Source organism: Pseudomonas abietaniphila, assembly GCF_039697315.1.
Taxonomy (GTDB): Bacteria; Pseudomonadota; Gammaproteobacteria; order Pseudomonadales; family Pseudomonadaceae; genus Aquipseudomonas; species Aquipseudomonas abietaniphila_B.
This window is the reverse complement of the sequence record NZ_CP155619.1, coordinates 307,639-330,083: the sequence shown is the minus strand read 5'-3', so window position 1 is coordinate 330,083 and position 22,445 is coordinate 307,639. Positions and strand designations below refer to the sequence as shown.

Below are 22,445 nucleotides of genomic sequence, written 5' to 3'. Positions count from 1 at the left end.
TCCAGATTCATCAAGTCGGCGTATCAGCCACCGGTCATGTTCATGAACCGCACCACCTGCACGTCATCGTTGATCTCGAAGTTGTGCTTGTAGGGCTTGAGTTTCATGGCCTCGATCAGGGCGTTTTCCAGCTTCTCCGGCTGACCGGGATTGGCCCGAAGGACGGCTTTGAGGTCGGCCGAATGCTCGTTGCCCAGGCACAGCAACAGACGGCCCTCGACGGTGACGCGAACCCGGTTGCAGGTCGCGCAAAAGTTATGGCTGTGAGGCGAGATGAACCCCACGCGAATGCCTGGCGCCTCGGCCAGGCGCCAATAGCGTGAGGGACCTTGGGTCGATTCGGTGGAATTGATCAGGGTGTAGCGTTCGGCGATACGTTCACGCACCTGATCGCTGGAAAAAAATGACTCGGCACGGCTGTGTTCGCTGATCACACCTAACGGCATTTCTTCGATGAACGTAATGTCCAGGCCCCGGTCGATGGCAAACGCCACTAGGTCGTTAATCTCGTGATCGTTGCGGCCCTGCATCACCACGCAGTTGAGCTTGGTATGGGTAAAGCCGGCCGCGTTGGCGGCATCGATGCCCGCGATGACCTTGGCCAGATCACCGGTGCGCGTCAGTTCCTTGAAGCGGGCGGGGTCCAGACTGTCCAGGCTGATGTTCAAGCGTTTGAGGCCCGCGTCGAACAGCGGTGCCGCCAGCTTCTCCAATTGCGACCCGTTGGTGGTCATGCACAACTCGCGCAAGCCGGGCAGGGCCGCGATGTTCTTGCACAGGCCGACGATGCCGGCGCGTACCAGTGGCTCGCCACCGGTCAGGCGGATCTTTTTGGTGCCCAGCGCAACGAACCGCTCGGCAATCTGCTGGATTTCTTCGAGCGAGAGAATCTGCTGGCGGGGCAGGAACGTCATGTCCTCTGCCATGCAATACACGCAGCGGAAATCGCACCGATCGGTCACGGACATCCGAACGTAATCGACCTTGCGTGCATACCCGTCTATCAGAACCCGATCCGACATAACTTTTCTCGACAACGTGCTGCATGGCAGAAGCAAACCGCGGAACGTTGTTTTGAACGTCCCGCGATTGAATCGTTTAAATTTTCTGGCTTCCCGGCTGTTCGATCATCGCGGCGTCTTCGCCGACTGCCGAGTTGGGGAAAGCCTTTGAATACGATACGTAATACGCCAGCCCGACAAAAATTGCACCCCCTACCGCATTGCCCAGAAACACAGCGAAGAAGTTTTCGACAAACTGACCCCAGCTCAGCGCATCGGCGAAGATGGCCGCCGGGATCACGAACATGTTCGCGACCACGTGCTGGAAGCCGATGGCGACGAACGCCATGATCGGGAACCACATGCCGAGGATCTTGCCGGTAACGTCCTTGCTCGCATACGACAACCAGACGGCGAGGCACACCAGCCAGTTGCAGCCGATGCCGGAGATAAAGGCCTGACCGAAATCGGCGCTCACCTTGGCCTTGGCGATGGCCAGCGTCTTGGCGAGATACGCGCCTTCGGTCAGGCCGAGTACATGGCCGAAGAAATAGGCGATAAACAGGGCGCCGATCAGGTTGGCGAAGGTCACCAGCAGCCAGTTGCGTGCGACGGCAGACAGCGAGATGCGTCCAGCGAACAGGGCGGTTGGCAGGCTCATCATGTTGCCGGTCAACAGTTCGCCGCCGGCCAGGATCACCAGGATCAAGCCAATCGGGAACACGGCAGCCCCCAGCAGGTTACCCAGCGAGGCCCATGGCGCGGGGATCATGGTGCTGACGTGGATGTCCAGCAGAAAGCCCAGCGCGATGAACGCACCGGCCAGAAATCCCAGGACCAGAACCGAGAGGGTGGGCAAATGCGACTTTTTCACCCCGGCTTCGATGGTGATTTCAGCAATCTGTTGAGGCGTATTGATGGACATGGTTTCTGGACTCGCACGCAATGGCCGGCACCACGACATAATGTCGCGCGCCACGCAGATATAGGAATGGTTCAAAGCATCCGGTCTCGATGCGCAGCGTGTCGGGCGACACGAGGGCAGGTCCTTGTGAGGGCAACGATGTGCGACTTTTGGCCACATTGCAGAAGTGGCGAAAAAGACGGGATCAGTTGATGAGCAAGCTACCGATAGGGACGTAGAGCGTCCAATCGCTTATTCCGATGAAATGATCGATGTCGTCTATCAAGACGAGGACAGCAATTTCATTTAGCCGGGAATGTTCTGAAGGGTGAGTGAGAATCTGACCGATGGAGCCACTAGAACGCCATGATCGTTTGCCAGTATTGTCGAGCCTTGGGCATCATGTGTGACACAGAGCGGAACAAAGCGCATGGAACGGTGCTCCGATCACAGAACCGATAATCCGCCACCCCCTAGTGGACCTGCGTAACCCCATGACCCATCGACCCGCGCCGCTCCCACTTGATGAAGCTCGACGTATTCAGGCGCTGGATCACCTTCAGATCCTCGACAGCCTCCCGGAACAGGCATTCGACGACATCGTCGAATTGGCGTCGGTCGTTTGCGGGACGCCCATTGCGCTGGTGTCGTTGGTCGATGATCAGCGGCAGTGGTTCAAGGCCTGTACCGGCCTGTCGGTACGCGAAACCCACCGTGACCAGGCGTTTTGTGCGTATGCCATTCTTGAACCGGATCAGCTGCTGATCGTTGAAGATGCCGCACTGGACGAGCGTTTTGCCAGCAATCCACTGGTCGTGGGCGAGCCGTTCATTCGGTTTTACGCAGGCGCGCCGATTGTCACGCAGCAGGGCCAGGCACTGGGCACCGTATGTGTAATCGATACCGTGCCGCGCACCCTGGACGCGCGCCAGATTGGCGCGCTGACCGCGTTGGCGCGTCAGACGTCGGCGCTGTTGCAGTTGCGTGAGTTGAGCGCCGAGAAAGACGAACAGGCCCGCAGCCTGAGTCGAAAAGTCATCTCGGCATTGGCCGATGATCAGCATGAGCACGCGCGCTTGCGTCAAAACCAGCGCGTTTCTGCGATCGGGCAGCTCACCAGCGGCATCGCTCACGACTTCAATAATCTGCTTCAAGCCATCAGCGCCAGCTTGCAGTTCGTCGAGCGTAAGGCGGACAAACCGCAGGACGTCCGGCGCTGGGCGTCAGTGGGCTTGCAAGCGGTGAACAAAGGCGCATCGCTGATCGCGCAACTGTTGGCATTCACTCGCGAAGATCCTTCCGCCTTGACGCTGCTGGACGTCAGCGCTCAAGTGCGCAGCCTCGAAGAGCTGTTCAACCGGGTGCTGAGCCCGGACATCAACCTGCAGTTCGACCTGGACACCACACCCGCGCGAATACTGTGCGATGCCACGCAGCTAGAGGCTGCCGTGCTCAACATGCTGGTCAACGCACGCGATGCGATGCAGGGGACCGGGAACATTCGCGTGAGCACACGCTTGCTCAAGCTGGGCGGGCATGAGCTGTTGGCGGACGGCCTTTACGTCGAGCTGACGGTGGAGGATGACGGCCCCGGCATTCCTCCGGACGTCGCCCGCCAAGTGTTCGAGCCTTTTTTCACCACCAAGAAGGAAGGCCAGGGCACCGGCCTGGGGTTGTCTCAGGTGTATGCATTCGCTGCACAGGCGGGCGGCACGGCGACCATTCATTGCGGGATGACATCCGGGACGACGGTGACGTTGTTGCTGAAGGTGCGCGACAGCGCTGTCGAGGAGCGAGCGCACACCGCGCCGCTGGACTCTACCCCTCAGGCTGCCAGTGCTGTGAGCGTGCTGCTGGTCGATGATGATGACCGTCTACGCGAGGTCATGGCCCGTCTCCTGGCCGATGCGGGTTACGACGTGGAGGCGGTCTCCAGCGGTTTTGAAGCCATCGAGGCGATCCGGCATCGGCCGCCGGCAATTGTCGTCAGTGATTGCGCCATGCGCGATTTCAGTGGCGTGGCACTGGCGCGCGTGCTGCGCGACATCAGGCCGGGACTGCCGATTCTCCTGCTCACCGGGCATGCCGACCTGGACGCGGTGCGGGCGACTTGTGAACACGCTGCGGTGGTATTGCATAAACCGGTCACTCTGGAGCACCTGATCGCCGGTATCGAAAGCCTGCTGTCGCCTGTATCGGCGTAACGATCACTCTTCCCGGTTCATCGTCATTTTCCGCTCATAGCGCTCCAGCAGGGGTTGAATGCTGATGCCGTGCAGCAGAATGCTTAGCGCGACCACTGAAAGCGTCAGGCCGATGGTGGTGTGCACCGCGTCCGCGGGTAAACCGTGAGACAGCGCGTAGCACAGGTAATACAGCGTGCCGATGCCGCGAATGCCGAACCATCCCACCAGCGCTTTTTGCGGACGGGAAAGCAGTCGGGAGCTGATCAGTAGCCAGACGCTCAGGGGCCGGATCACGCAGAACAGCGCAAGACCCAAGCCTACCGCGCGCCAGTCCCAATAGAAGGCAATGGCCGCGCCAAGCAGGGTGATCAACAGCACTTCCATGGCCCGTTCCACCAGGCTGCCAAACGCGAGCATGTCCCCCATCATCACGCCGGCCGCCAACTGCGATTCGCTGAGCTCTTCGTGTCGGGTGACCGTGGCGGCCGTGGGGTCGCTGTCCATGTGCCCCAATACCGGTTTGGCCACGTGCTCGGACGGAAGGTCCGATTGAGTGGTGTGAACTTCGGCACGTCGCAGACCCAGCCCTGCGGCAAACACCGAGAGAAAGCCATAGGCCCCCAGGCCTTCAGCGACGACGTAGGCCATCGCGATCAGGGCGAGCGCCAGAAAATCATTGGGCGAACTGGTGCTGTCGGCGTTCTTGATTCGCAGGTAGATCATCAGATGCCCGACGCCACGACCTAACCCGTAGCCAAGCAGCAGGCCGACGGGGACGCCCCAGATCAGGTTCTTCAGCAACCAGCCCTGCACCCAGGTGAAGTCCGAGGTGCCATGACTGAGAAACAGCAGAGCAAAGATGACGAAGGGAAAGGCGGTGCCGTCGTTCAGCCCGGCCTCTCCAGAAAGGCCAAATCGAACCCGGTCGAAATCCTGCGCGTTGTTGACCTGAACCAGCCCCGCCAGAACCGGGTCGGTGGGGGACAGCATCGCGCCGAGCAACAGCGCCAAAGCCCACGGCATATCCAGCAGGTAATGGGCGGCCAGGCACATGCCCAAAATACTGGCGAGCATCACCGGCCCCGCCAGCAGGTAGGCCGAATGCCAGGCTTTACGATGCAGTTGCAAGCGCAGTTTGATGCCGGTGTTGAACAGCGAGAACAACACCGCGACTTCGGTCAGGCGTTCCAGCCAGTGGCGGGCGTCGCGGATATCCAGCTGCACCAGATCCAGGCCCCAAGGGCCAATACCGGCGCCGAACGCCAGACACACCGCCGAGGTCGTGACCGGCAGCCAGCGCAGGTAAGAGGAGGTCAGTGCGAGCAGCATCAACAAGACGCCGAGCACGGTCATGCAAAGAATGAAACTCATCCGGTCTCGTCATCAGTCAGTGGGTAGTAAGGGTGTGACCGACGCGAGAGAGGATAGTTGGACGCAATGTTCGGTGAGCGCACATCGGCATCGGTCGCGACTGACACACCGCCGCAAGATCTGTGGAATAGAGCTTGCTCAGGAATGCGGTGTGCAGTGACATCTGCGGAGGCTGACCCACCGCATTCGCTGCCGTCGTAACCTCCGACGTCTCCCACAGGTACCGGGTAGACCACAGAAGTTGTTGCTGCCTCAAGACCTGAGGACCGGGCAAACCCAGAACCTGTGGCTGCCTCAAGATCGCTGAGCCGGGTAGACCCAGAACCTGTGGCTGGCTCAAGACCTCTGAGCCAGGCAGGCTCAGGGCGTTTGGCTGGCTCAAGACCTGTGGGCCAGGCAGACCAGAGCTTTTGGCCGCCGCAAGACCTGTGGGAGCTGCTGGAGGTTACGACAGTGGCGAATGCGGTGGGGCAGTGACATCTGCGGAGACTGACCCACCGCATTCGCTGCCGTCGTAACCTCCGACGTCTCCCACAGGTACCGGGTAGACCACAGAAGTTGTTGCTGCCTCAAGACCTGAGGACCGGGCAAACCCAGAACCTGTGGCTGCCTCAAGATCGCTGAGCCGGACCCAGAACCTGTGGCTCCCGTAAGACCTCTGAACTAGGCAAACTCAGGCTTGTGGCCGCCGCAAGGCCTGTGGGAGCTGCTGGAGGTTACGACAGTGGCGAATGCGGTTGGGCAGTGACATCTGCGGAGACTGACCCACCGCATTCGCTGCCGTCGTAACCTCCGACGTCTCCCACAGGTACCGGGTAGACCACAGAGCCTGTTGCTGCCTCAAAACCTTTGGACCAGGCAGACCCAGAACCTGTGGCTGGCTCAAGACTTCTGAACCATGCAGGCTCAGGGCATGTGGCAGCCTCAAGACCTACTCACTACCTGTGGCCGCCGCAAGACCTGTGGGAGCTGCTGGAGGTTACGACAGTGGCGAATGCGGTGGGGCAGTGACATCAACGGAGACTGACCCACCGCATTCGCTGCCGTCGTAACCTCCGACGTCTCCCACAGGTACCGGGTAGACCACAGAGTCTGTTGCTGCCTCAAAACCTGTGGACCAGGCAGACCCAGAACCCGTGACTGCCGCAATACCCGTGGCCGCCGCGGAACCTGTGGGAGCGAGCTTGCTCGCGAAGCCTTTGGGTCATCCATTCGCGATCCTGCGGATGCACGGACCTCTTCGCGAGCACGTTCACTCCCACACTGAACAGATGCTGCAACGCGTTTACCGCTCGATGGTCTTGCTCCAGCGCGCGTTCCATTCTGGGCGGATCTGGTTGACCTGATCCCAATCAATGGTGACGGCGGTTTCCAGGTATTTGTTCATCGCTTCCACCTGGCCACGCGTGCGGTCAGTGGTCGGCGTTTTTGGGTTGGACGGTATCTGATCGCCCAGTTCCAGCGCAGGGGCCTGGGCTTCGGGCGTCAGCAGGAATTCCGCCAGCTTCTGCGCCAGTTCCGGCTGGTCGTTATTGGCGATGGTGCATTCCGCAACGTTCAACACCACGGCGCCTTCCTTGGGCGGCGCGTATTCCACCGGCACACCCTTGAGCTTCATCGCGGTGACTTGGGTCGGGGTCAGCGGGAACAACGCCGCTTCGCCGGTCTGAACCATCTCGGAAATCTTCGCCGAGCTGGCAATGTACTCCAGCACGTTCGGCCCGACGGTCTTCGGCCAGGCCTTGAACCCAGGCTCGACGTTGGTTTCGCTGCCGCCCTGCAATCGGTTGAACATCAGGAAACCATGCAGGCCGAACGTCGAAGAGGCGAGGGACTGAAACACCAGTTTGTCCTTGTAGCGCTTGTCGGCCATGTCAGCCCACGACGTCGGCGCCTTCCAGCCGTTTTCTTCGAACATTTTGGTGTTGTACGCCAGGCCCGTCACCCCGACGCTGACCGCGACGGCTTCGTCCTTGATCTTGCCCTTGGCCGGAATGTCCGCCAGGGCCGCGCTCGGCTGCAGCTTGCCGCACAGGCCCATGGAAATGGCGCGGTACATGATGCCGTCGTCGAGGAACATCACGTGCATCTGCGGGTTGTCCTTGCTCGCCTGGACCTTGGCGAGGATGTCCGATGAGGTGCCCGGGACGATCACCACTTTGACGTGATTGGCCATTTCGAAGGCCGGCAGCACCTGATCGGCGTACAGGCGTTCCATGGTGCCGCCGTTCATGCCCAGATACAGCGTCGGTTCAGCCTGCGCCGGCAGCGAGGTGAGCAGGGCGGCGAACGGCAGACAAGACAAGCCGGTCAGGGCAAAACGTTTAACGGAGTTCATGTTTTTCATGGCTGCGATCTTCCTCTGAACAATGGAATGACGTTTTCCGCGTGAGCCGGGGCGGCGGTTGCGGGCGGTGCGGTAGGCAATGCGGGCTGGGAAACGGGTTGAAAACGCTGAATCGAAAAGGCATCGAGCCGGATCGACGGCGCCCCGGTGCAGACAATCTGTGCCAGGGCCTCGCCCGCCGCAGGGCCGATCTGAAAGCCAGACCCGGCGAAACCAAAGCCGTGCAGCAGGCCCGGCTGAGTGGAACTGACGCCGAGCACCGGCTCGCGGTCCGGCAGATACCCTTCGGTGCCGCTCCAGGTGCGAATGGCCTGAGCACCGGCCAGCGGTGGATAGAGTTCGACGGCGTTACGCAGGATGTCGAGAATCGCCGCCTGGCCGGGACGCGCCGTGGCGGGATCGAGCGCAAAGCCCTGACCGCCGCCCAATACGCAGTTGCCGCGTGCGACCTGACGGGCATAAATGCCGCCGCCTTCGACGCCGGTGCTGACGTCCATGAACATCGGCAGCGGTTCAGTCACCAGCATCGCAGGGTGCCCCGAGCGCATCGGCACCGGTTCGCCAAACTGTTCCGCCAGCGCCGCCGCCCACGCGCCGGCGCAGTTCAGCAGCCAGGGGGCGCGAAAGGTCTGGCCGCTGGCCGTGCGGACGGTGAACGCATGGCCGTCATGGCTGACCTCGTAGGCCGCAGCCTGCTCGTAGACGTCGGCACCGGCTCGACGTGCGGCATGGGCAAAGGCTGGAGAAACGATGCGCGGGTTGGCGTGACCGTCATCGGCGCACAACGAGGCGCCGACCGCCACATCACCGGCCCACGGAAAGCGGGCGCGCAGCTGCTCTCGGTCGAGCAATTGCAGGTCCAGACCAAACTCCCGCGACGCCCGCTCGTAGGCCGCCAGCGCGGCCATGTCCTTGTCACTGCGTGCCAGTTTCAGATGACCGGAGCGCAGGTATTCGCCGTCGATCCCGATCAGGTTCGTCAGGTCGCCCCAGATGGCGTGGGCCCTTTGGGACAGCGGCAACTGCGACAGCGGTCGACCCTGCCGCCGCACGCCGCCGTAATTGACTCCACTGGAGTGAGCGCCGAAAAAGTCACGCTCCAGCAACACCACACGCCTGCCGCTTTTCGCCAGAAACAACGCAGCGGACGCGCCAACGATGCCGCCGCCTATGACCACGGCCTCCACCTCGATCGGCAGGCTCATTGGTCCACCTCCACACCGAACGGAATCGGTTTGATCGGTGCCTGCCCGCGCAGCCTGCCCACACTGGCAATGTCTCGGCCCGACGCATGCGCAACGATCTCCGTGGCGGCCATGCCACACATCCTGCCCTGGCAACGACCCATGCCAACGCGGCACATGGCTTTTACACGGTTGATCTCCCAGTGGCCTTGTTCGACGGTTTGTCGGATCTTGCCAGCGCTGACCTCTTCACAGCGGCAGACGGTCAGGCTGTCAGGCGCTTTGGCGGCCCAGTCCTCGGGAAAAGGGAACGCCGTTTCCAGCCCGTGACGGAAGCGCCAGATGGCGTCGAGCCTGTGTTGCAGCGCCGTGCTGCGCGCGGCATCGACCTGATGACCGGTGTCGCTGAGGAGCGTCAAGGCCGCGAGTTCGCCGGCCATTTCGGCGGCGTCGGCGCCCATGATGCCCGCGCCGTCGCCTGCCAGGTAAACGCCTTCAACGCTGCTGCGGCCAGACGTATCCTGGGTCGGCAGCCAGGCGCGATTGAGGTCGCTCCAGGTGAAGGCACAGCCCAGCAGATCGGCGAGCTGGGTCTCGCTGCGCAACGCGTGAGCAAAGGCCACGGCATCGCAATCAAGCGTCCTTTCCTGCTCACCCTGACGCCAGCGCACACTGCGGACACGCTGTTCGCCTTGAATGCTTTGCAGGTGAACCCCTTGATGCACCGGCACGCCATGGGCCGTGAGCCAGCCACGGTAATACAGGCCTTTGGCGAGGGTCGCCGGTTGACCGAGTAGCGCGGGCAGGGCGCGGGTTTGCGCGGACAACGGCGAGCTGTCGAGCACTGCCGCCACCTTCGCGCCCGCTTTCGCGTATTGGTACGCCACCAGATAGAGCAAAGGTCCGCTGCCCGCGAACACCACGCGTTCGCCGATGGCGCAGCCCTGGAATTTCAAGGCGATTTGCGCAGCGCCCAGGCTGTAGACGCCCGGCAGCGTCCAACCCGGCACCGGCAGGATGCGGTCGGTGGCCCCGGTTGCAACGATCAGATGCGTATACGGAAGCTGGTCGGCGACACCGTCGTGCAACGTGTCCAGCGACCGCGCCTCGGCATTCCAGACCAGGGTTTGCGGGCGGTAATCGATGTCGGCCTGAAGCCGGTCCAGTGTCGCGTGCACCGCCTGCGCTTTTGACGCTTCAAAGCCATAGAGTGCTTTGGCCGAACGCTTGAAGTTTTCCGGTTGACGGCGATAGATCTGCCCGCCACCGCGCAGGCTTTCGTCGATCAGGCAAGGTTGCAGGCCGTAGGCGACGAGGGTCTGAGCCGCACGAATGCCGGCCGGCCCCGCGCCGATGATGACAATACCTGATGGCTTCATAGCGTCCGCCCCGGCTCGCGGCTGACGCAGTGTCCGGCCTCCAGCAGCGTGGCGCAGGCGCGCACCCGGCGGCCGTCACCCAGTTTGACCCAGCAATCCTGGCAGGCGCCCATCAGGCAGAAACCCGCACGGGGCTGGGCGCTGAAGTCGCTGCCGCGCAGCGAGTCGGCACGGGTCAGCACGGCAGTCAGCAGTGTGTCGCCTTGTAACCCGGTGGCAGGTTGGCCATCGAGAGTAAACGGCAGGACCTCGCGGTCGTGTTCTGCCAGACGTTTCAGCAAAGCCATGGTGCGTTCTCTATCGGGTAACAGCAGAAGGGGCAGGTGTGGTCCATGGGCGTGATGTTCATCAGTGACGACCCACGAGCACGCGGTCCAGGCCATAAACCCGGTCGAGGATGATCATGGTCGCGGCCGTCAGTGCGATCACCAGCGCCGACACGGCCGCCATCATCGGGTCGATGGATTCGGTGGCGTACACGTACATGCGCACCGGCAGTGTCTGGGTCGACGGCGAGGTAACGAAGATCGACAGGGTGACCTCGTCGAAGCTGTTGATGAACGCCAGCAGCCAGCCACCGGCGACGCCGGGCAGGATCATCGGCAAGGTGATCTGGCGGAACAGCGTAAAGCGGCTGGCGCCCAGCGATTCGGCGGCCTGTTCGGCGCTGCGATCAACGCCAATGGCCGCGGCGATCACCAGACGCAACACGTAAGGCGTGATCACCACCACATGGGCGAACATCAGCCAGACGAAACTGCCGTTGACACCCATCAGCGCGAACAGGCGCAACATCGCCACGCCCAGCACCAGATGCGGGATGATGATCGGCGACAGAAACAGCCCGTTGAGGAAGTTGCGGCCCGGGAACTGATAGCGGGTGATCGCCAGGGCGGCGGGCACGGCAATCAGCGTCGCGAGCGTCGCCGCGACCACTGCCAGAATCAGGCTGTTGTAGAACGACTGAATGAAGTCGGCGCGTTCGAACACGGCTGCAAACCAGCGCAGGGAGAAACCGTGCCACGGCAGGCTCAGGGTGTTTTCCGGAGTAAATGCCACCAGACAGACCATCACCAGCGGCGCCAGCATGAACACCACGACCAGGGCGTGAAAAGACAGGGCCAGAGGACCGTTCTTGGACATCAATCATTCCCCCAGGGATTTTTTATAGCGACCTTCGACCAACCGGTTCCACGACAGCATGACCAGCAGGTTGATCAACAACAGCGCCACGGCAATGGCGGCGCCCATGGGCCAGTTGAGTTCCGAGAGGTACTGGTCGTAGACGACGGTCGCGACCATTTTCAGGCGACGTCCGCCGAGCAGGCCCGGAATCGCGAAGGAACTGGCCGACAGGCCGAACACGATCAACGTGCCGGACAACACGCCGGGCATGACCTGCGGCAACACCACCAGGCGCATGACCTTGGCTTGCGTAGCGCCCAGCGACAGCGCGGCCTGCTCGGCCGAGGCGTCGAGCTTCTGCAGTGAGGTCCACACGGGAATGATCATGAACGGCAGCATCACGTGGACCAGTGCCAGGATCACCGCGAACGGGGTATAGAGCATCTTGATCGGGCGACCGCCCAGCGCCTGAATCGCCTGGTTGACCAACCCGTCGGCCCCCAGCAACAAGCTCCAGCCAAATGCGCGGACCACCACCGAAATGAGCAACGGGGTGAGGATCAGAATCAGGAAGATCGAGCGCCACGGTGTGCCCATACGGCTGAGGATGTACGCCTCCGGAACACCAATCACCACGCACAGCAGTGTCACCAGCGCACTGATCCAAAAGGTGCGAAAGAAGATTTCATAGAAGTAGGAGTCGGTGATCAGGTTCAGGTACTGCGCAAAGGTCCAGGCATCGCCTTTGACCCCGACTTCGTAATCGAACACGTTGAACGACAGCACCAGGGTCAGCAGCAACGGCAACACCAGCAGGCCGACGAACAGCGCCAGCGCGGGCGCCGACAACAGGTAGCCGCGACCGGTGTCGCGCAGCACGCTTGCTCCACTCATGCCGACACCTCATCGGCAGCCAGCACACGCAGCAATTCGGCGGGCCAGTCGAGGCCGACGGCAGTGCCTTCGTTGAGCGGCGCGTCGCCATTGTTGCGACGCACGACGGTCAGTTCGCCGATGGACGTTTCGACGCGGTACAACCACTGACTGCCCAGGAAATAGCGCGTGACGATCCGGCCCTGAAGGCGACCTGCGCCGGCGTCCACCAGATCGATTTTTTCCGGGCGCAGGCTGAGAGTCAGTTCGCCTTCGCCTTGTTGCTGGCGCACTTGGGCCGTGCCGCTGTGATCCCGGTCGCCGTGCAGCAGGTTGGCCTTGCCGACAAACCCGGAAATAAAGCGTGTGCGGGGGTGTTCATACAGTTTGTAAGGTTCGTCGATCTGGGTGATGCGGCCGGCCTGCATGACCACCACGCGGTCGCTGATCGACAGCGCTTCGGCCTGGTCGTGGGTCACCATCAGGGTGGTGATGCCGACCTCGCGCTGAATGCGCCGGATTTCGAATTGCATTTCTTCGCGCAGGTTGGCGTCGAGGTTGGACAGCGGCTCGTCGAGCAACAGAACCGGGGGCTCGATCACCAACGCCCGTGCCAGCGCCACACGCTGACGCTGTCCGCCGGACAGTTCACGGGGGTAGCGTTCGGCGTGTTGATCCAGGCGCACCAGTTCCAGCACCCGCGACACGCGGCGTTGTACATCGGCGGCGGCCACCTTGCGCATTTTCAGGCCGAAGGCGACGTTGTCACGCACGGTCATGTGCGGGAACAGCGCATAGGACTGGAAGACCACGCCCAGACCGCGACTCGCCGGCTTTGCGTGGGTGATGTCGCGACCGTCGAGCAGGATGCGTCCGGCGCTGACGTCCACGAAGCCGGCGATCATTTGCAGTGTGGTGGTCTTGCCGCAGCCCGACGGGCCGAGCAGGGAAACGAACTCGCCTTTTTCCACCGACAGATCAGTGGCAACCACCGCATCGACGGGGCCGTAGCGTTTACAGAGTGCCTGGAGCTGAAGAAAGGCCATGGCTGCTTCCACCTCGTATTCGTGCACGCCTGGGGCATGCGTTTTTTATGGGCAGATGCGAAGAGAGAAGGCGTGCCGGGAGGCTGGCAAACCTGTGGACGCTGGCGCTCGCTCTGAGTCGGCTGCCGCTGTTATTCAAATCGCCCTGTGGACTGATCCTATGCCCGGGAATAGGATGGGCTCAACGCCGAATTTCACTGAATGAGTGATTTTTTCAAGTTTATTCATCAGGTGGATTTGATTAAGGAATAACGACAAATGAATTCCACTGAACGGAATAAAGATGAGACCAAAGAAGCAGGTGTCGGAGCGGTTTCGCGCCTGTTCGCGGTTCTGCGTTGTCTGGGCGAGTGCCCCGAAGGCGGTGAACGGGTGACGCAACTCGCGCAACAGGTGGGACTCTCGCAACCCACAACGCATCGACTGCTGCGCAGCCTGATGGACGAAGGGATGGTCGAGCAGGACGCACGCAGCAAACGGTATCGCTTGAGCCTGGAGTTTTTCGCCCTGGCCGCGAGAGCGGGACAGACCGGCAACTTGCGCGACGTGGTGCGACCCAGCCTGCTGCGACTGTCGGCCTCGTTGGGCGACTCGTTGTTCCTGCTGGCGCGCAGCGGATTCGATGCGGTCTGTCTGGATCGCAGTGAAGGGCCATACCCGATCCGCACCTTTACCGGCGACATCGGTGGCCGCGTGGCGCTGGGTGTCGGGCAAGGCAGCCTGGCGATTCTGGCGTTCCTGCCTGAGGAAGAGCGCGACACCGTGATTCGCTACAACCTGCCGCGCCTTCGGGATTTTCACTTGTATGACGAAGTGATGTTGCGCTCGGAAATCGACAACGTGCGACGCCTGGGCTATGCCTCACGCAACACCGGCGTGCTTGAAGGCATGGCCGGGCTTGCCGTGCCGATCCTCGACCGAGAAGGCCGCGCCGTCGCCGCCCTGAGCGTGGCAACCATCAGCGACCGCCTGAACGCCGAACGCATGCCGACCGTGGTCGACATGCTCAAGCGTGAAGCGGCGGCCATCAGTCAGAAGATCAACCCGTTCGACCCGGTGCTGCGCAGGCCTTCGCAAGTGTTTGGGCAGCACTCCAAGCCCGGCGACGACGTCTGACAGGGCTATATTTACGCTGCTCAAAGTGATAAACCGCGTGCCGGAACCTTCACTTGATACTCGGTGTAACGAATCGTGAAACGCCATTTCGACGACATTCAACTGGGCAGCATCGAGCTGTTCTGTCTGGCCGCAGAGGCGGGGAGCTTTACAGCGGCGGCGCTGGCGGCGGGTGTGACGCCAGCTGCCGTGAGCCGTTCCATTTCACGGCTGGAAGAGCGGCTCGGTGCGCGCATGTTCGTGCGGACCACCCGCAGCATTCGTCTGACCGAAAGCGGTCGGGTGTATTTCGAACAGTGCAGCCAGGCCCTGACGCAGTTGGTGGAAGCCGAACGCCAGGTCTCGGGCCAGCAATTGAAGCCCTCCGGCACGTTGCGCATGAGCATTCCGACGACCTACGGGCATCACCGGATTCTGCCGCTGCTCCCCGAGTTCCGGCGTCGCTACCCGGACGTGACCGTCGACATCAACCTGAGCAACCGCAACATCGATTTCGTTGCCGAGGGCTATGACATGGCCATCCGCGTGCGTACCCAGCCGGACTCGACGCTCATCGCGCGCAAGCTGGAGGATGGCGCGCTGGTCATGATCGCCACGCCGGACTATCTGCACCGGGCGGGCACGCCGCTGACCCTTGAGGACCTTGCCAATCATGAGTGCATTCAGTACGAGCTTCCCAGCAGCGGCCGACGCATTCCCTGGTTGTTTCAGGAGAACGGCCAGCCGCGCGAGTTGCTGGCCGAAAGCGGTTACTGCTGCTCCGATGACGTACTCGGCGGGGTGACGCTGGCCAGGCACGGCGCTGGGCTGTTTCAGGCCTACCGTTTTTCGGTGGAAAAAGAGCTGCGAGAAGGATCACTGGTGGAAGTGCTGGGTGATTACGCCGGGCGCTCTCGGCCGTTCACGCTGCTTTACCCGAGCAACCGGCATGTGCCCCTGCGGTTGCGCGCCTTCATCGACTACCTGATGGAGTGCCGCGAGGGCTGGCTGAAACAACCCGCTGTCGCACGTTGATCCACTTCGACGAGTCGGTGGTGCCGCTGGCTGCCAAGTTTTTGACCCGCGTTTTAGACGCTTCGCTGACGGTTTCGTACCGTCTGTCGGCGTTGTGTTCTGTCGCCTAAAGAACGGTCCCATGGGGTCGAATCAGCCTAGGTAACCCTGTTGTTTTTTAAACGTTTTCGAACGTGATCAACACAGCGGCACAGGGATGTGACCAGCAGGCAAACCTTCGGCGCGCTCACGAGGCAGCGCTGAAGACAGCAGTCCCCCCTGACGAGATTTTCCCGTATGTCCAAGTCCTTGAAGTTGCAGATTCTGGCGCTGCTCAGCGGCAGTCTGGTGCTGGTGCTATTGATCGCCCTGGCCTGTTTCCAGTTCCTCTCCAGCAATGTGCACGCCTACCGAGGTTTGCTCGAAGGTCCGTTGCAGGCCTCACAGCGGGTCGATCAGGCCAATCTTCAATTCAAGATTCAGGTTCAGGAGTGGAAGAACGTGCTCCTGCGCGGCAAACAGCCCGCGGATCGCGACAAATTCTGGGCCCAGTTCGAAGAGCAGGAACGCCAGGTACAAGACACGTTGGGGCGCCTGAGTGCCATGACCGTTCTGGATGCCGAGATCCGAGGGCAGGTGGAAAAGCTGCGTGACGAGCACCGAGCGCTGGGTGTTGCCTATCGCAAGGGGCGTGATGCTTTCGTGGCGGCGGGGGGCGATCCGGTCGCAGGCGACCAGGCCGTCAAAGGCGTGGATCGCGCGGCCAGCGAGCAGATGAGCGCGCTGGTGGCCAGCCTGCGCAAGCAGAGCGACCAGCAGTCGTTGTCGATCAGCAGCGCGGCGGACCAGACCATTCTGATCGGCACGCTGGTGATGCTGGCGTCGGCCCTGCTGGTGGGCGTGCTGACGCTGTGGGTGGTCAATCGCAACATCGTCGGCCCGGTCACGCTGCTGATCGAATACGTCGCGCAGTTGAGTCAGGGACGTTTCAGTGACCGCGTCGGTGTGACCCGTCAGGACGAATTGGGGCGTCTGGCGGTGGCCGCCAATACGTTGCGTGATTTTCTCGCGGATACCTTCACCCGCCTCAAACGCAGCACCACCGACCTGGACAGCGCAGGCGGCGAGTTGAAGGCGATTGCCGCCCTGATGGCGCAGGGTACGCACGAGCAGTTCGAGCGCACCGATCAGGTGGCAACGGCGATGACCGAGATGTCGGCAACCGCGCAGGAAGTGGCGCGTCATGCGGCACAAGCCGCCCAGGCGGCCGACGAAGCTGACCGCAGTTCACAGGACGGTGGCAAGGTGATGAGCGCAACCATCACGGCAATCACACAGATGCGCACCGAGATCAGCAATACCGCCGATGTGATTCGTCGTCTGGAAAGTGACAGTGGGCGGATCGGCAAGGTGCTGGAGGTGATTCGGGGGATTGCCGAGCAGACCAATCTGCTGGCGCTTAACGCGGCGATCGAAGCGGCACGTGCGGGCGACGCCGGGCGCGGTTTTGCGGTCGTTGCCGATGAGGTGCGCACCTTGGCGCAGCGGACGGCGGCGTCCACGGCGGAAATCAATCAGATCATCAGTTCGGTGCAGACCGGTGCCATCGATGCGGCTCAGGCGATTGAAAGCGGGCAGGCGCGCAGTCAGGAAAGCGTGGATCAGGTGGCGTTGGCCGGTTCTTCGTTGCAGCGGATCACGGTTGCGGTAGAGGCGATCCGTGACATGAACCGTCAGATTGCTACGGCGGCGGAAGAGCAGACATCGGTGGCTGAGGATATTTCGCGCAATCTGACGGAGATTACGGCGATTGCGACGACGAATCAGAGCAATGTGTTGCGTACGCAGACGGCCAGTGAGGATTTGCATGGGTTGTCGGTGGGGTTGAATGATGTGATTTCTCGGTTGAGTGCTTAGCGGTCTGGCCTAACGGCCTGACCGTTTCGCCTTCGGCTCTCGCGGCATCCATGCCGCTCGGCCCACTGCGCGTTTTCTGCGTTTGGCCTGCACCCCAGTCGCCCCGACAGGTAAAGCGTCAGCCTTGCTGCATGATCGTTCCCACGCTCCGCGTGGTAATGCCGCCTTGGACGCTCTGCGTTCTGCTTCGATTGACGCAGAGCGTCAGGTGATGCATCCCACCGCCGAGCGTGGGGATGATCAGGAGGGACAAGGGCAGCGGGGGAGGGCCGGTCGGGCGGAGCAGAAGTTGAAACGGGATTGCTAGCCACATGCGCGGTTGGTTGAGAGGCGTGTGATATGCTCCGGCGCAGACCGATGGAACGTGATTCATGACCGCGCCTAGCCTTCCCCCCGAACGACGCCTTTATCAGATAACCGCTGACCGCCTGCGTGAGCATATTCGCAAGAATGGCATCAAGGCCGGTTCCCGTTTGCCTCCGGAACGGGATCTGGCGCAGTTGTTGGGGGTCTCGCGGCCTTCGTTGCGTGAAGCGTTGATCGCACTGGAAATCGAAGGCAGTGTCGAGATTCGCATGGGCTCGGGGATCTACGTCTGCGAGCACTTGCTGGGCGTCAAGGGCAAGACGCGAACGCTGGGTGAGAGCCCGTCCGAACTGATGCAGGCCCGTGCGTTGATCGAGGGCGAGAGCGTCATGCTGGCCTGCCTGCACGGGACCAAGGCTGACTATCGCTATTTGCAGACCTGCATCGACAAGATGCGCGAAGGCGCGATCAAGGGCGTGCCCGCGCTGGACGATGACCGCAAGTTTCACCAGCGCCTGGCGAAGATGAGCGGCAACTCGACGCTGGTGCGCATCATCACGTCGTTGTTCGAAGAACGTTACAGCCCGCTCACGGCTCACGTCAGCGAGCACTCCGAAACCCGCGAAACCTGGGCGATTGCCGTCGCTGAACACGAAGCCATCCTGCAAGCGGTGCAAGCCCGCGACCTGATCGGCGCCCAGACCGCTATGCGCGAGCATTTGCGCCGATCCGAAGCGCGCTGGCTGGACGGGATGAACACCGAACAGGGTTGAGCCAACACGGGATGACCGCCCTGGGCCCGTACGCTGTGGGACCGAATTCATTCGCGAAATAGGTTCAGGCAACAGAGACGTGCTTGATGCGCCGGCCAGTCGCGAATGAATTCGCTCCCACAGTTGATCATCGCTGCTGTTGAGTCTGCATGCTGGCCTCAGGTTTGATTCAGGTACATAACCCCATTGACCACCTCGGTTAGAGCTGACCGCCCATCCACGCATCGCTCAGTGCGCTGTTGGCATCCCCTTGCGAATCCCTTCCCACAATCCGTTGAGATACACCGCGCCCAACGCCCGGTCGTACAGGCCGTACCCCGGTCTGCCGGTTTCGCCCCAGATCATGCGGCCGTGGTCGGGGCGGTAGTAGCCCTCGAAGCCGGTTTCCACGTAGGCCTTGACGATTTCGGCCATGTCCAGCGAGCCGTCTTCGGAGCGGTGGGCGGTTTCATAGAAGTCGCCGGCCTCGTTGACCTTGACGTTGCGCAGGTGGGCGAAATGGATGCGGCCCTGGCCACCAAATTCCCGGACCAGTGACGGGATGTCATTGCCCAGGTCGGCACCCAATGAGCCGGAGCACAGCGTCAGGCCGTTCGCCGGATCATCGACCATCGCCATGACCTGCGCGAGGTCTTCGCGGTTTTTCACCACGCGGGGCATGCCGAACATGGAGCGGGGTGGGTCGTCAGGGTGCAAGGCCATCTTGATTCCGGCCTCCCGGGCCACCGGGATGATGCGCTGAAGAAAGTACGCCAGACGCTCACGCAGGGTGGCTTCGTCAACCTGAGCGTATTCGGTGATCAGCGCCCTCAGGGTTTCCGGTTCATAGCTGACGTCCCAGCCCGGCAGGCTGATGCCGTCGTCGAGGTTCGCCTGTTCGATGACGGCGACGTCGAAGGCCAGTGTGGTCGAGCCATCGGGCAGTTCCATGGCCAGCGTCGAACGTGTCCAGTCGAACACCGGCATGAAGTTGTAGCAGACCACTTTGATCCCGCACGCCGCGAGGTTGCGCAGCGTCTGGCCGTAGTTGTCGATCAGGCGGTCGCGGCTGGGCAGGCCGCGTTTGATGTCTTCGTGCACCGGCACGCTCTCGATGACGTCGAGGTCCAGGCCGTGGGCGTTCACGGTACGTTTGAGCTCGGTGATTTTTTCCAGCGGCCAGACCTCTCCAACCGGGATGTCGTAAATGGCTGACACGACGCCGGTCATGCCGGGGATCTGGCGGATGTACGGCAAGGTCACGGGGTCGCTGTCCCCGTACCAACGGAAAGTCATCTTCATCGCGGAGTCCTTTTTGTTATGGGTTACGTTGTGTCAGTTAACGAATAGGTCGCAGGTAAATCGCAATCGTGGGCAAGCGCGCTCCTACAGTTGCTGTCCCAGCCTGTCGCCCTTGCAGAGCCTCTTGGAAGACGGTTGAGCGGAGCATAGATTGGTCAGGCCAAATTATGCAAATCGCGACCGGCTGGCGAAAAAGTGCGAAAAAAACCACGTTTCTGATTTCCATATCGTTCTTTTCGGGTCTAGTATCGGCTGCATTCGGATATTTGGTCAGGCCAATTTGCGATTTTCAGTGGGATGTCAATCCATTGAAAAGCCCCTCGTGAATTCAGGTTCAAGGCCCTGCCCGAAGCGCGCACGAAGTCTTACTCATAAAAATAATCAGGAGGACTCGCTATGCAGAAAGGTCGTTGGTTGGTCATATTTCTTTGCTTTCTTGCCGTCGCCATCAACTACATCGACAGGGCCAACCTTGCGGTTGCGGCGCCCTATATCCAGAAAGAACTCGGCCTGGGCTCAGGACAGATGGGCCTGCTGCTCAGCGGTTTCTTCTGGACCTACGCGCTGATGCAAATGCCCTTTGGCTGGTTCGTCGATAAGGTCGGCGCGAGGATCGCACTGCCATTGGCGGTGGCCTGGTGGTCGCTGTTCACGGCGGCGACGGCTGCCGCCAGCAGTCTGGCTACGATGTTCGGCTGTCGGTTGATGCTGGGCGTGGGGGAGGCGGGGGCGTATCCGTCCTGCGCCAAAATCGTCAGTCAGTGGTTCGACGTGAAAGAGCGCGGGTTTGCCACCAGCATTTTCGACAGCGGCTCGCGGGTTGGTTCGGCGCTGTCGATTCCGGTCGTGGCGCTGATCATCGAGCTCTGGGGCTGGCGCGCTTCGTTCGTGATTACTGGTGCCGTGGGCGTGGTCTGGGTGATCGGCTGGTGGCTGATCTACAAGGAGCCACAGGCCGTTGCCGCCATTGAGCAGCACGAGGCCGGCAAGGTCGCAGCGGTCGCTTCCCGGCCAAAGGTCAAGTGGGCATCACTGTTCCGCCACCGTACGCTGTGGGGCATGATGCTTGGCTTCTTCTGCCTGAACTTCGTCATCTACTTCTTCATCACCTGGTTCCCGACCTACCTGGTCACTGAACGCGGGTTTTCGCTGAAGTCCCTCGGTACTCTGGGGACAATTCCGGCCATTGCATCCATTGTCGGCGGCTGGGTCGGCGGCCTGACTTCTGATGCCTTGTACCGTCGTGGCTGGAGCCTGACTGCAGCCCGCAAGACCTGCATCGTCGGCGGCATGCTGATGTCATCGAGTATCTCGTTGTCGGTGTTCACCGCGAACACCTACGCCATGTTGGCGTTCTTCAGCCTGGCCTATGCAAGCCTGGCATTTGCCGGCGCGAGCATCTGGTGCCTGCCCGCCGACGTCGCGCCAACGCCGGCCCACGTCGCGTCCATCGGTGGCATACAGAATTTCGCCTCAAACACGGCAGGGATTTTCATCACCACCTTTACCGGTTTCATGCTGGTGATGGGCAACGGGTCGTTCACCGCGCCGTTGATGACCGCAGGCGCATTCGCGTTGCTGGGGGCGTTCAGCTATCTGTTCATCGTCGGCAAGATCGAACCGTTGTCGATCACGCCGGACCAACCATTGTCGACGGACACCACGACGGTCGCGCAACGCACCTGACCTGGGTATGGGAGCGGTCCGATCAGGCCGCTTCCGTTACGCCGTTTCGGCTTTCACTGCCGCACGAATCGCCTCCAGCAACATCATGCACGCCGGGTTGTCGTTGTCCGAACGCCAGACCAGATGCAGCTCGCTTTGCACACCTTCGCCCAGGTCAATGTCACGGAACACCACGTTCTTGAACACCACATTGGTGGCGCAACGGGGCACCAGTGCCAAACCCATCCCCGCATTCACCAGCGCCAGAATCGTCAGCGAAGACCCCAGCCACTGCACGTACTCCGGCGCCACTTGCGCGGAACGCAGCGTACCGGTGAGCAGTTCATTGAACGGCGGGTAAGCGGAGTGCGAATACATCAGGAAGGGCTGCGCATCCAGATCCTGCACGTTGACGGTAGCGGCGCTGGCCAGCGGATGGCTGCCCGGCACGGCAAGCACGAAGGGCTCGCGCACCAGGCATTCGGTTTCGTACCCGGCCTGCAGCAGTGGCGCCCGGACGATGCCCAGGTCAATACGCCGGGCCCTCAAGGCTTCGTGCTGGGAATAGGTGTTCATTTCGGTCAGGGAGATTTTCACGTGTGGCTGATTGAGGCGCGCCTCGGCGATGACCTTCGGCAGAAATTCGTACACCGCGCTGCCGACGAAACTGATCGTCACCGACCCAATATCCCCTTCGGCGATCCGTTTGGCGGCGAGTGCGGCCTGTTGCGCGTGTTCGAGCAACGTCTGGGCCTCGATGAAGAACGCCCGGCCGGCAGCCGTGAGCGCCACGCTTCGCGTACTGCGCGTGAACAGTTCGACCCCCAGGTGATGCTCCAGTAACTGAATCTGTCGGCTTAAAGGCGGTTGAGTCATGTTCAGCCGTTCGGCGGCGCGGCGGAAGTTGAGTTCCGTGGCCACCGTGGTGAAGCAGCGAAGTTGAGCAAGCTCGAACATTGATATATTCCGGGTATCAAT

18 protein-coding genes and 1 pseudogene are annotated in these 22,445 nt (G+C 61.6%); 7 read left to right on the top strand and 12 right to left on the bottom strand.

The window, feature by feature from the left end:
* Positions 1-23: 23 nt before the first annotated feature.
* Positions 24-1,022: a GTP 3',8-cyclase MoaA gene (gene moaA, locus ABDX87_RS01360; protein ID WP_346831224.1), complete on the bottom strand. Its 999-nt coding sequence runs from the start codon at positions 1,020-1,022 to the stop codon at positions 24-26.
* Positions 1,023-1,098: 76 nt separating this feature from the next.
* Entirely contained in the window at positions 1,099-1,926 is an 828-nt protein-coding gene (locus ABDX87_RS01355; RefSeq protein ID WP_346831223.1) for a formate/nitrite transporter family protein, read from the bottom strand.
* 473 nt (positions 1,927-2,399) lie between these two features.
* On the opposite strand from ABDX87_RS01355, the gene ABDX87_RS01350 reads away from it, so the two are divergent.
* A complete protein-coding gene (locus tag ABDX87_RS01350) occupies positions 2,400-4,109 on the top strand; it encodes an ATP-binding protein (protein ID WP_346831222.1) in 1,710 nt (569 codons plus the stop codon).
* A gap of 3 nt (positions 4,110-4,112) precedes the next feature.
* Here the strand turns inward: ABDX87_RS01350 and ABDX87_RS01345 are convergent, their stop codons facing one another.
* The 8 genes from ABDX87_RS01345 to ABDX87_RS01310 all read right to left on the bottom strand — a co-directional run bounded on the left by ABDX87_RS01345 (position 4,113) and on the right by ABDX87_RS01310 (position 13,416).
* On the bottom strand, positions 4,113-5,462 hold the full coding sequence (locus tag ABDX87_RS01345; protein WP_346831221.1) for a cation:proton antiporter: 1,350 nt from the start codon (positions 5,460-5,462) through the stop codon (positions 4,113-4,115).
* A 1,285-nt stretch (positions 5,463-6,747) separates the two neighbouring features.
* A complete protein-coding gene (locus ABDX87_RS01340) occupies positions 6,748-7,800 on the bottom strand; it encodes an ABC transporter substrate-binding protein (RefSeq protein WP_346833669.1) in 1,053 nt (350 codons plus the stop codon).
* Positions 7,801-7,805: 5 nt separating this feature from the next.
* Complete coding sequence (locus ABDX87_RS01335) at positions 7,806-9,014, bottom strand: NAD(P)/FAD-dependent oxidoreductase (protein WP_346831220.1); 1,209 nt, start codon at positions 9,012-9,014, stop codon at positions 7,806-7,808.
* Positions 9,011-10,372: an NAD(P)/FAD-dependent oxidoreductase gene (locus tag ABDX87_RS01330; RefSeq protein ID WP_346831219.1), complete on the bottom strand. Its 1,362-nt coding sequence runs from the start codon at positions 10,370-10,372 to the stop codon at positions 9,011-9,013. The genes ABDX87_RS01335 and ABDX87_RS01330 overlap by 4 nt, the downstream gene beginning before the upstream one ends.
* Positions 10,369-10,659: a (2Fe-2S)-binding protein gene (locus tag ABDX87_RS01325; RefSeq protein ID WP_346831218.1), complete on the bottom strand. Its 291-nt coding sequence runs from the start codon at positions 10,657-10,659 to the stop codon at positions 10,369-10,371. The genes ABDX87_RS01330 and ABDX87_RS01325 overlap by 4 nt, the downstream gene beginning before the upstream one ends.
* 61 nt (positions 10,660-10,720) lie before the next feature.
* A complete protein-coding gene (locus tag ABDX87_RS01320) occupies positions 10,721-11,515 on the bottom strand; it encodes an ABC transporter permease (protein ID WP_074749899.1) in 795 nt (264 codons plus the stop codon).
* Positions 11,516-11,518: 3 nt separating this feature from the next.
* Positions 11,519-12,391, bottom strand: coding sequence for an ABC transporter permease (locus tag ABDX87_RS01315; RefSeq protein ID WP_346831217.1), 873 nt, complete (start codon positions 12,389-12,391; stop codon positions 11,519-11,521).
* The gene (locus ABDX87_RS01310; RefSeq protein ID WP_346831216.1) at positions 12,388-13,416 is read right to left on the bottom strand and encodes an ABC transporter ATP-binding protein; all 1,029 of its coding nucleotides are present in this window, start codon (positions 13,414-13,416) and stop codon (positions 12,388-12,390) included. The genes ABDX87_RS01315 and ABDX87_RS01310 overlap by 4 nt, the downstream gene beginning before the upstream one ends.
* 258 nt (positions 13,417-13,674) lie before the next feature.
* Between ABDX87_RS01310 and ABDX87_RS01305 the strand changes: the two genes are divergently transcribed.
* The 5 genes and pseudogenes from ABDX87_RS01305 to ABDX87_RS01290 all read left to right on the top strand — a co-directional run bounded on the left by ABDX87_RS01305 (position 13,675) and on the right by ABDX87_RS01290 (position 18,521).
* A complete protein-coding gene (locus ABDX87_RS01305; protein WP_346831215.1) occupies positions 13,675-14,532 on the top strand; it encodes an IclR family transcriptional regulator in 858 nt (285 codons plus the stop codon).
* Positions 14,533-14,607: 75 nt separating this feature from the next.
* A complete protein-coding gene (locus tag ABDX87_RS01300; protein ID WP_346831214.1) occupies positions 14,608-15,546 on the top strand; it encodes a LysR family transcriptional regulator in 939 nt (312 codons plus the stop codon).
* Between the two features lie 276 nt (positions 15,547-15,822).
* Positions 15,823-16,509, top strand: a pseudogene (locus ABDX87_RS29080) (methyl-accepting chemotaxis protein); the annotation flags it as partial.
* A 165-nt stretch (positions 16,510-16,674) separates the two neighbouring features.
* Positions 16,675-17,442: a methyl-accepting chemotaxis protein gene (locus ABDX87_RS29075; protein ID WP_431061299.1), complete on the top strand. Its 768-nt coding sequence runs from the start codon at positions 16,675-16,677 to the stop codon at positions 17,440-17,442.
* A gap of 371 nt (positions 17,443-17,813) precedes the next feature.
* The gene (locus ABDX87_RS01290; RefSeq protein WP_346831212.1) at positions 17,814-18,521 is read left to right on the top strand and encodes a FadR/GntR family transcriptional regulator; all 708 of its coding nucleotides are present in this window, start codon (positions 17,814-17,816) and stop codon (positions 18,519-18,521) included.
* 228 nt (positions 18,522-18,749) lie between these two features.
* On the opposite strand, the gene uxuA is transcribed toward ABDX87_RS01290, so the two are convergent.
* Positions 18,750-19,802 carry a mannonate dehydratase gene (gene uxuA, locus ABDX87_RS01285; RefSeq protein ID WP_346831211.1) on the bottom strand — a complete coding sequence of 351 codons (1,053 nt, stop codon included), beginning with the start codon at positions 19,800-19,802 and terminating at the stop codon, positions 18,750-18,752.
* A 396-nt stretch (positions 19,803-20,198) separates the two neighbouring features.
* Between uxuA and ABDX87_RS01280 the strand changes: the two genes are divergently transcribed.
* Positions 20,199-21,488 (top strand): MFS transporter, encoded by a 1,290-nt coding sequence (locus tag ABDX87_RS01280; protein WP_346831210.1) that lies wholly within the window; start codon positions 20,199-20,201, stop codon positions 21,486-21,488.
* A 36-nt stretch (positions 21,489-21,524) separates the two neighbouring features.
* Here the strand turns inward: ABDX87_RS01280 and ABDX87_RS01275 are convergent, their stop codons facing one another.
* Positions 21,525-22,424, bottom strand: a complete 900-nt coding sequence (locus tag ABDX87_RS01275) for a LysR substrate-binding domain-containing protein (RefSeq protein WP_346831209.1) — start codon at positions 22,422-22,424, stop codon at positions 21,525-21,527.
* Positions 22,425-22,445 lie beyond the last annotated feature (21 nt).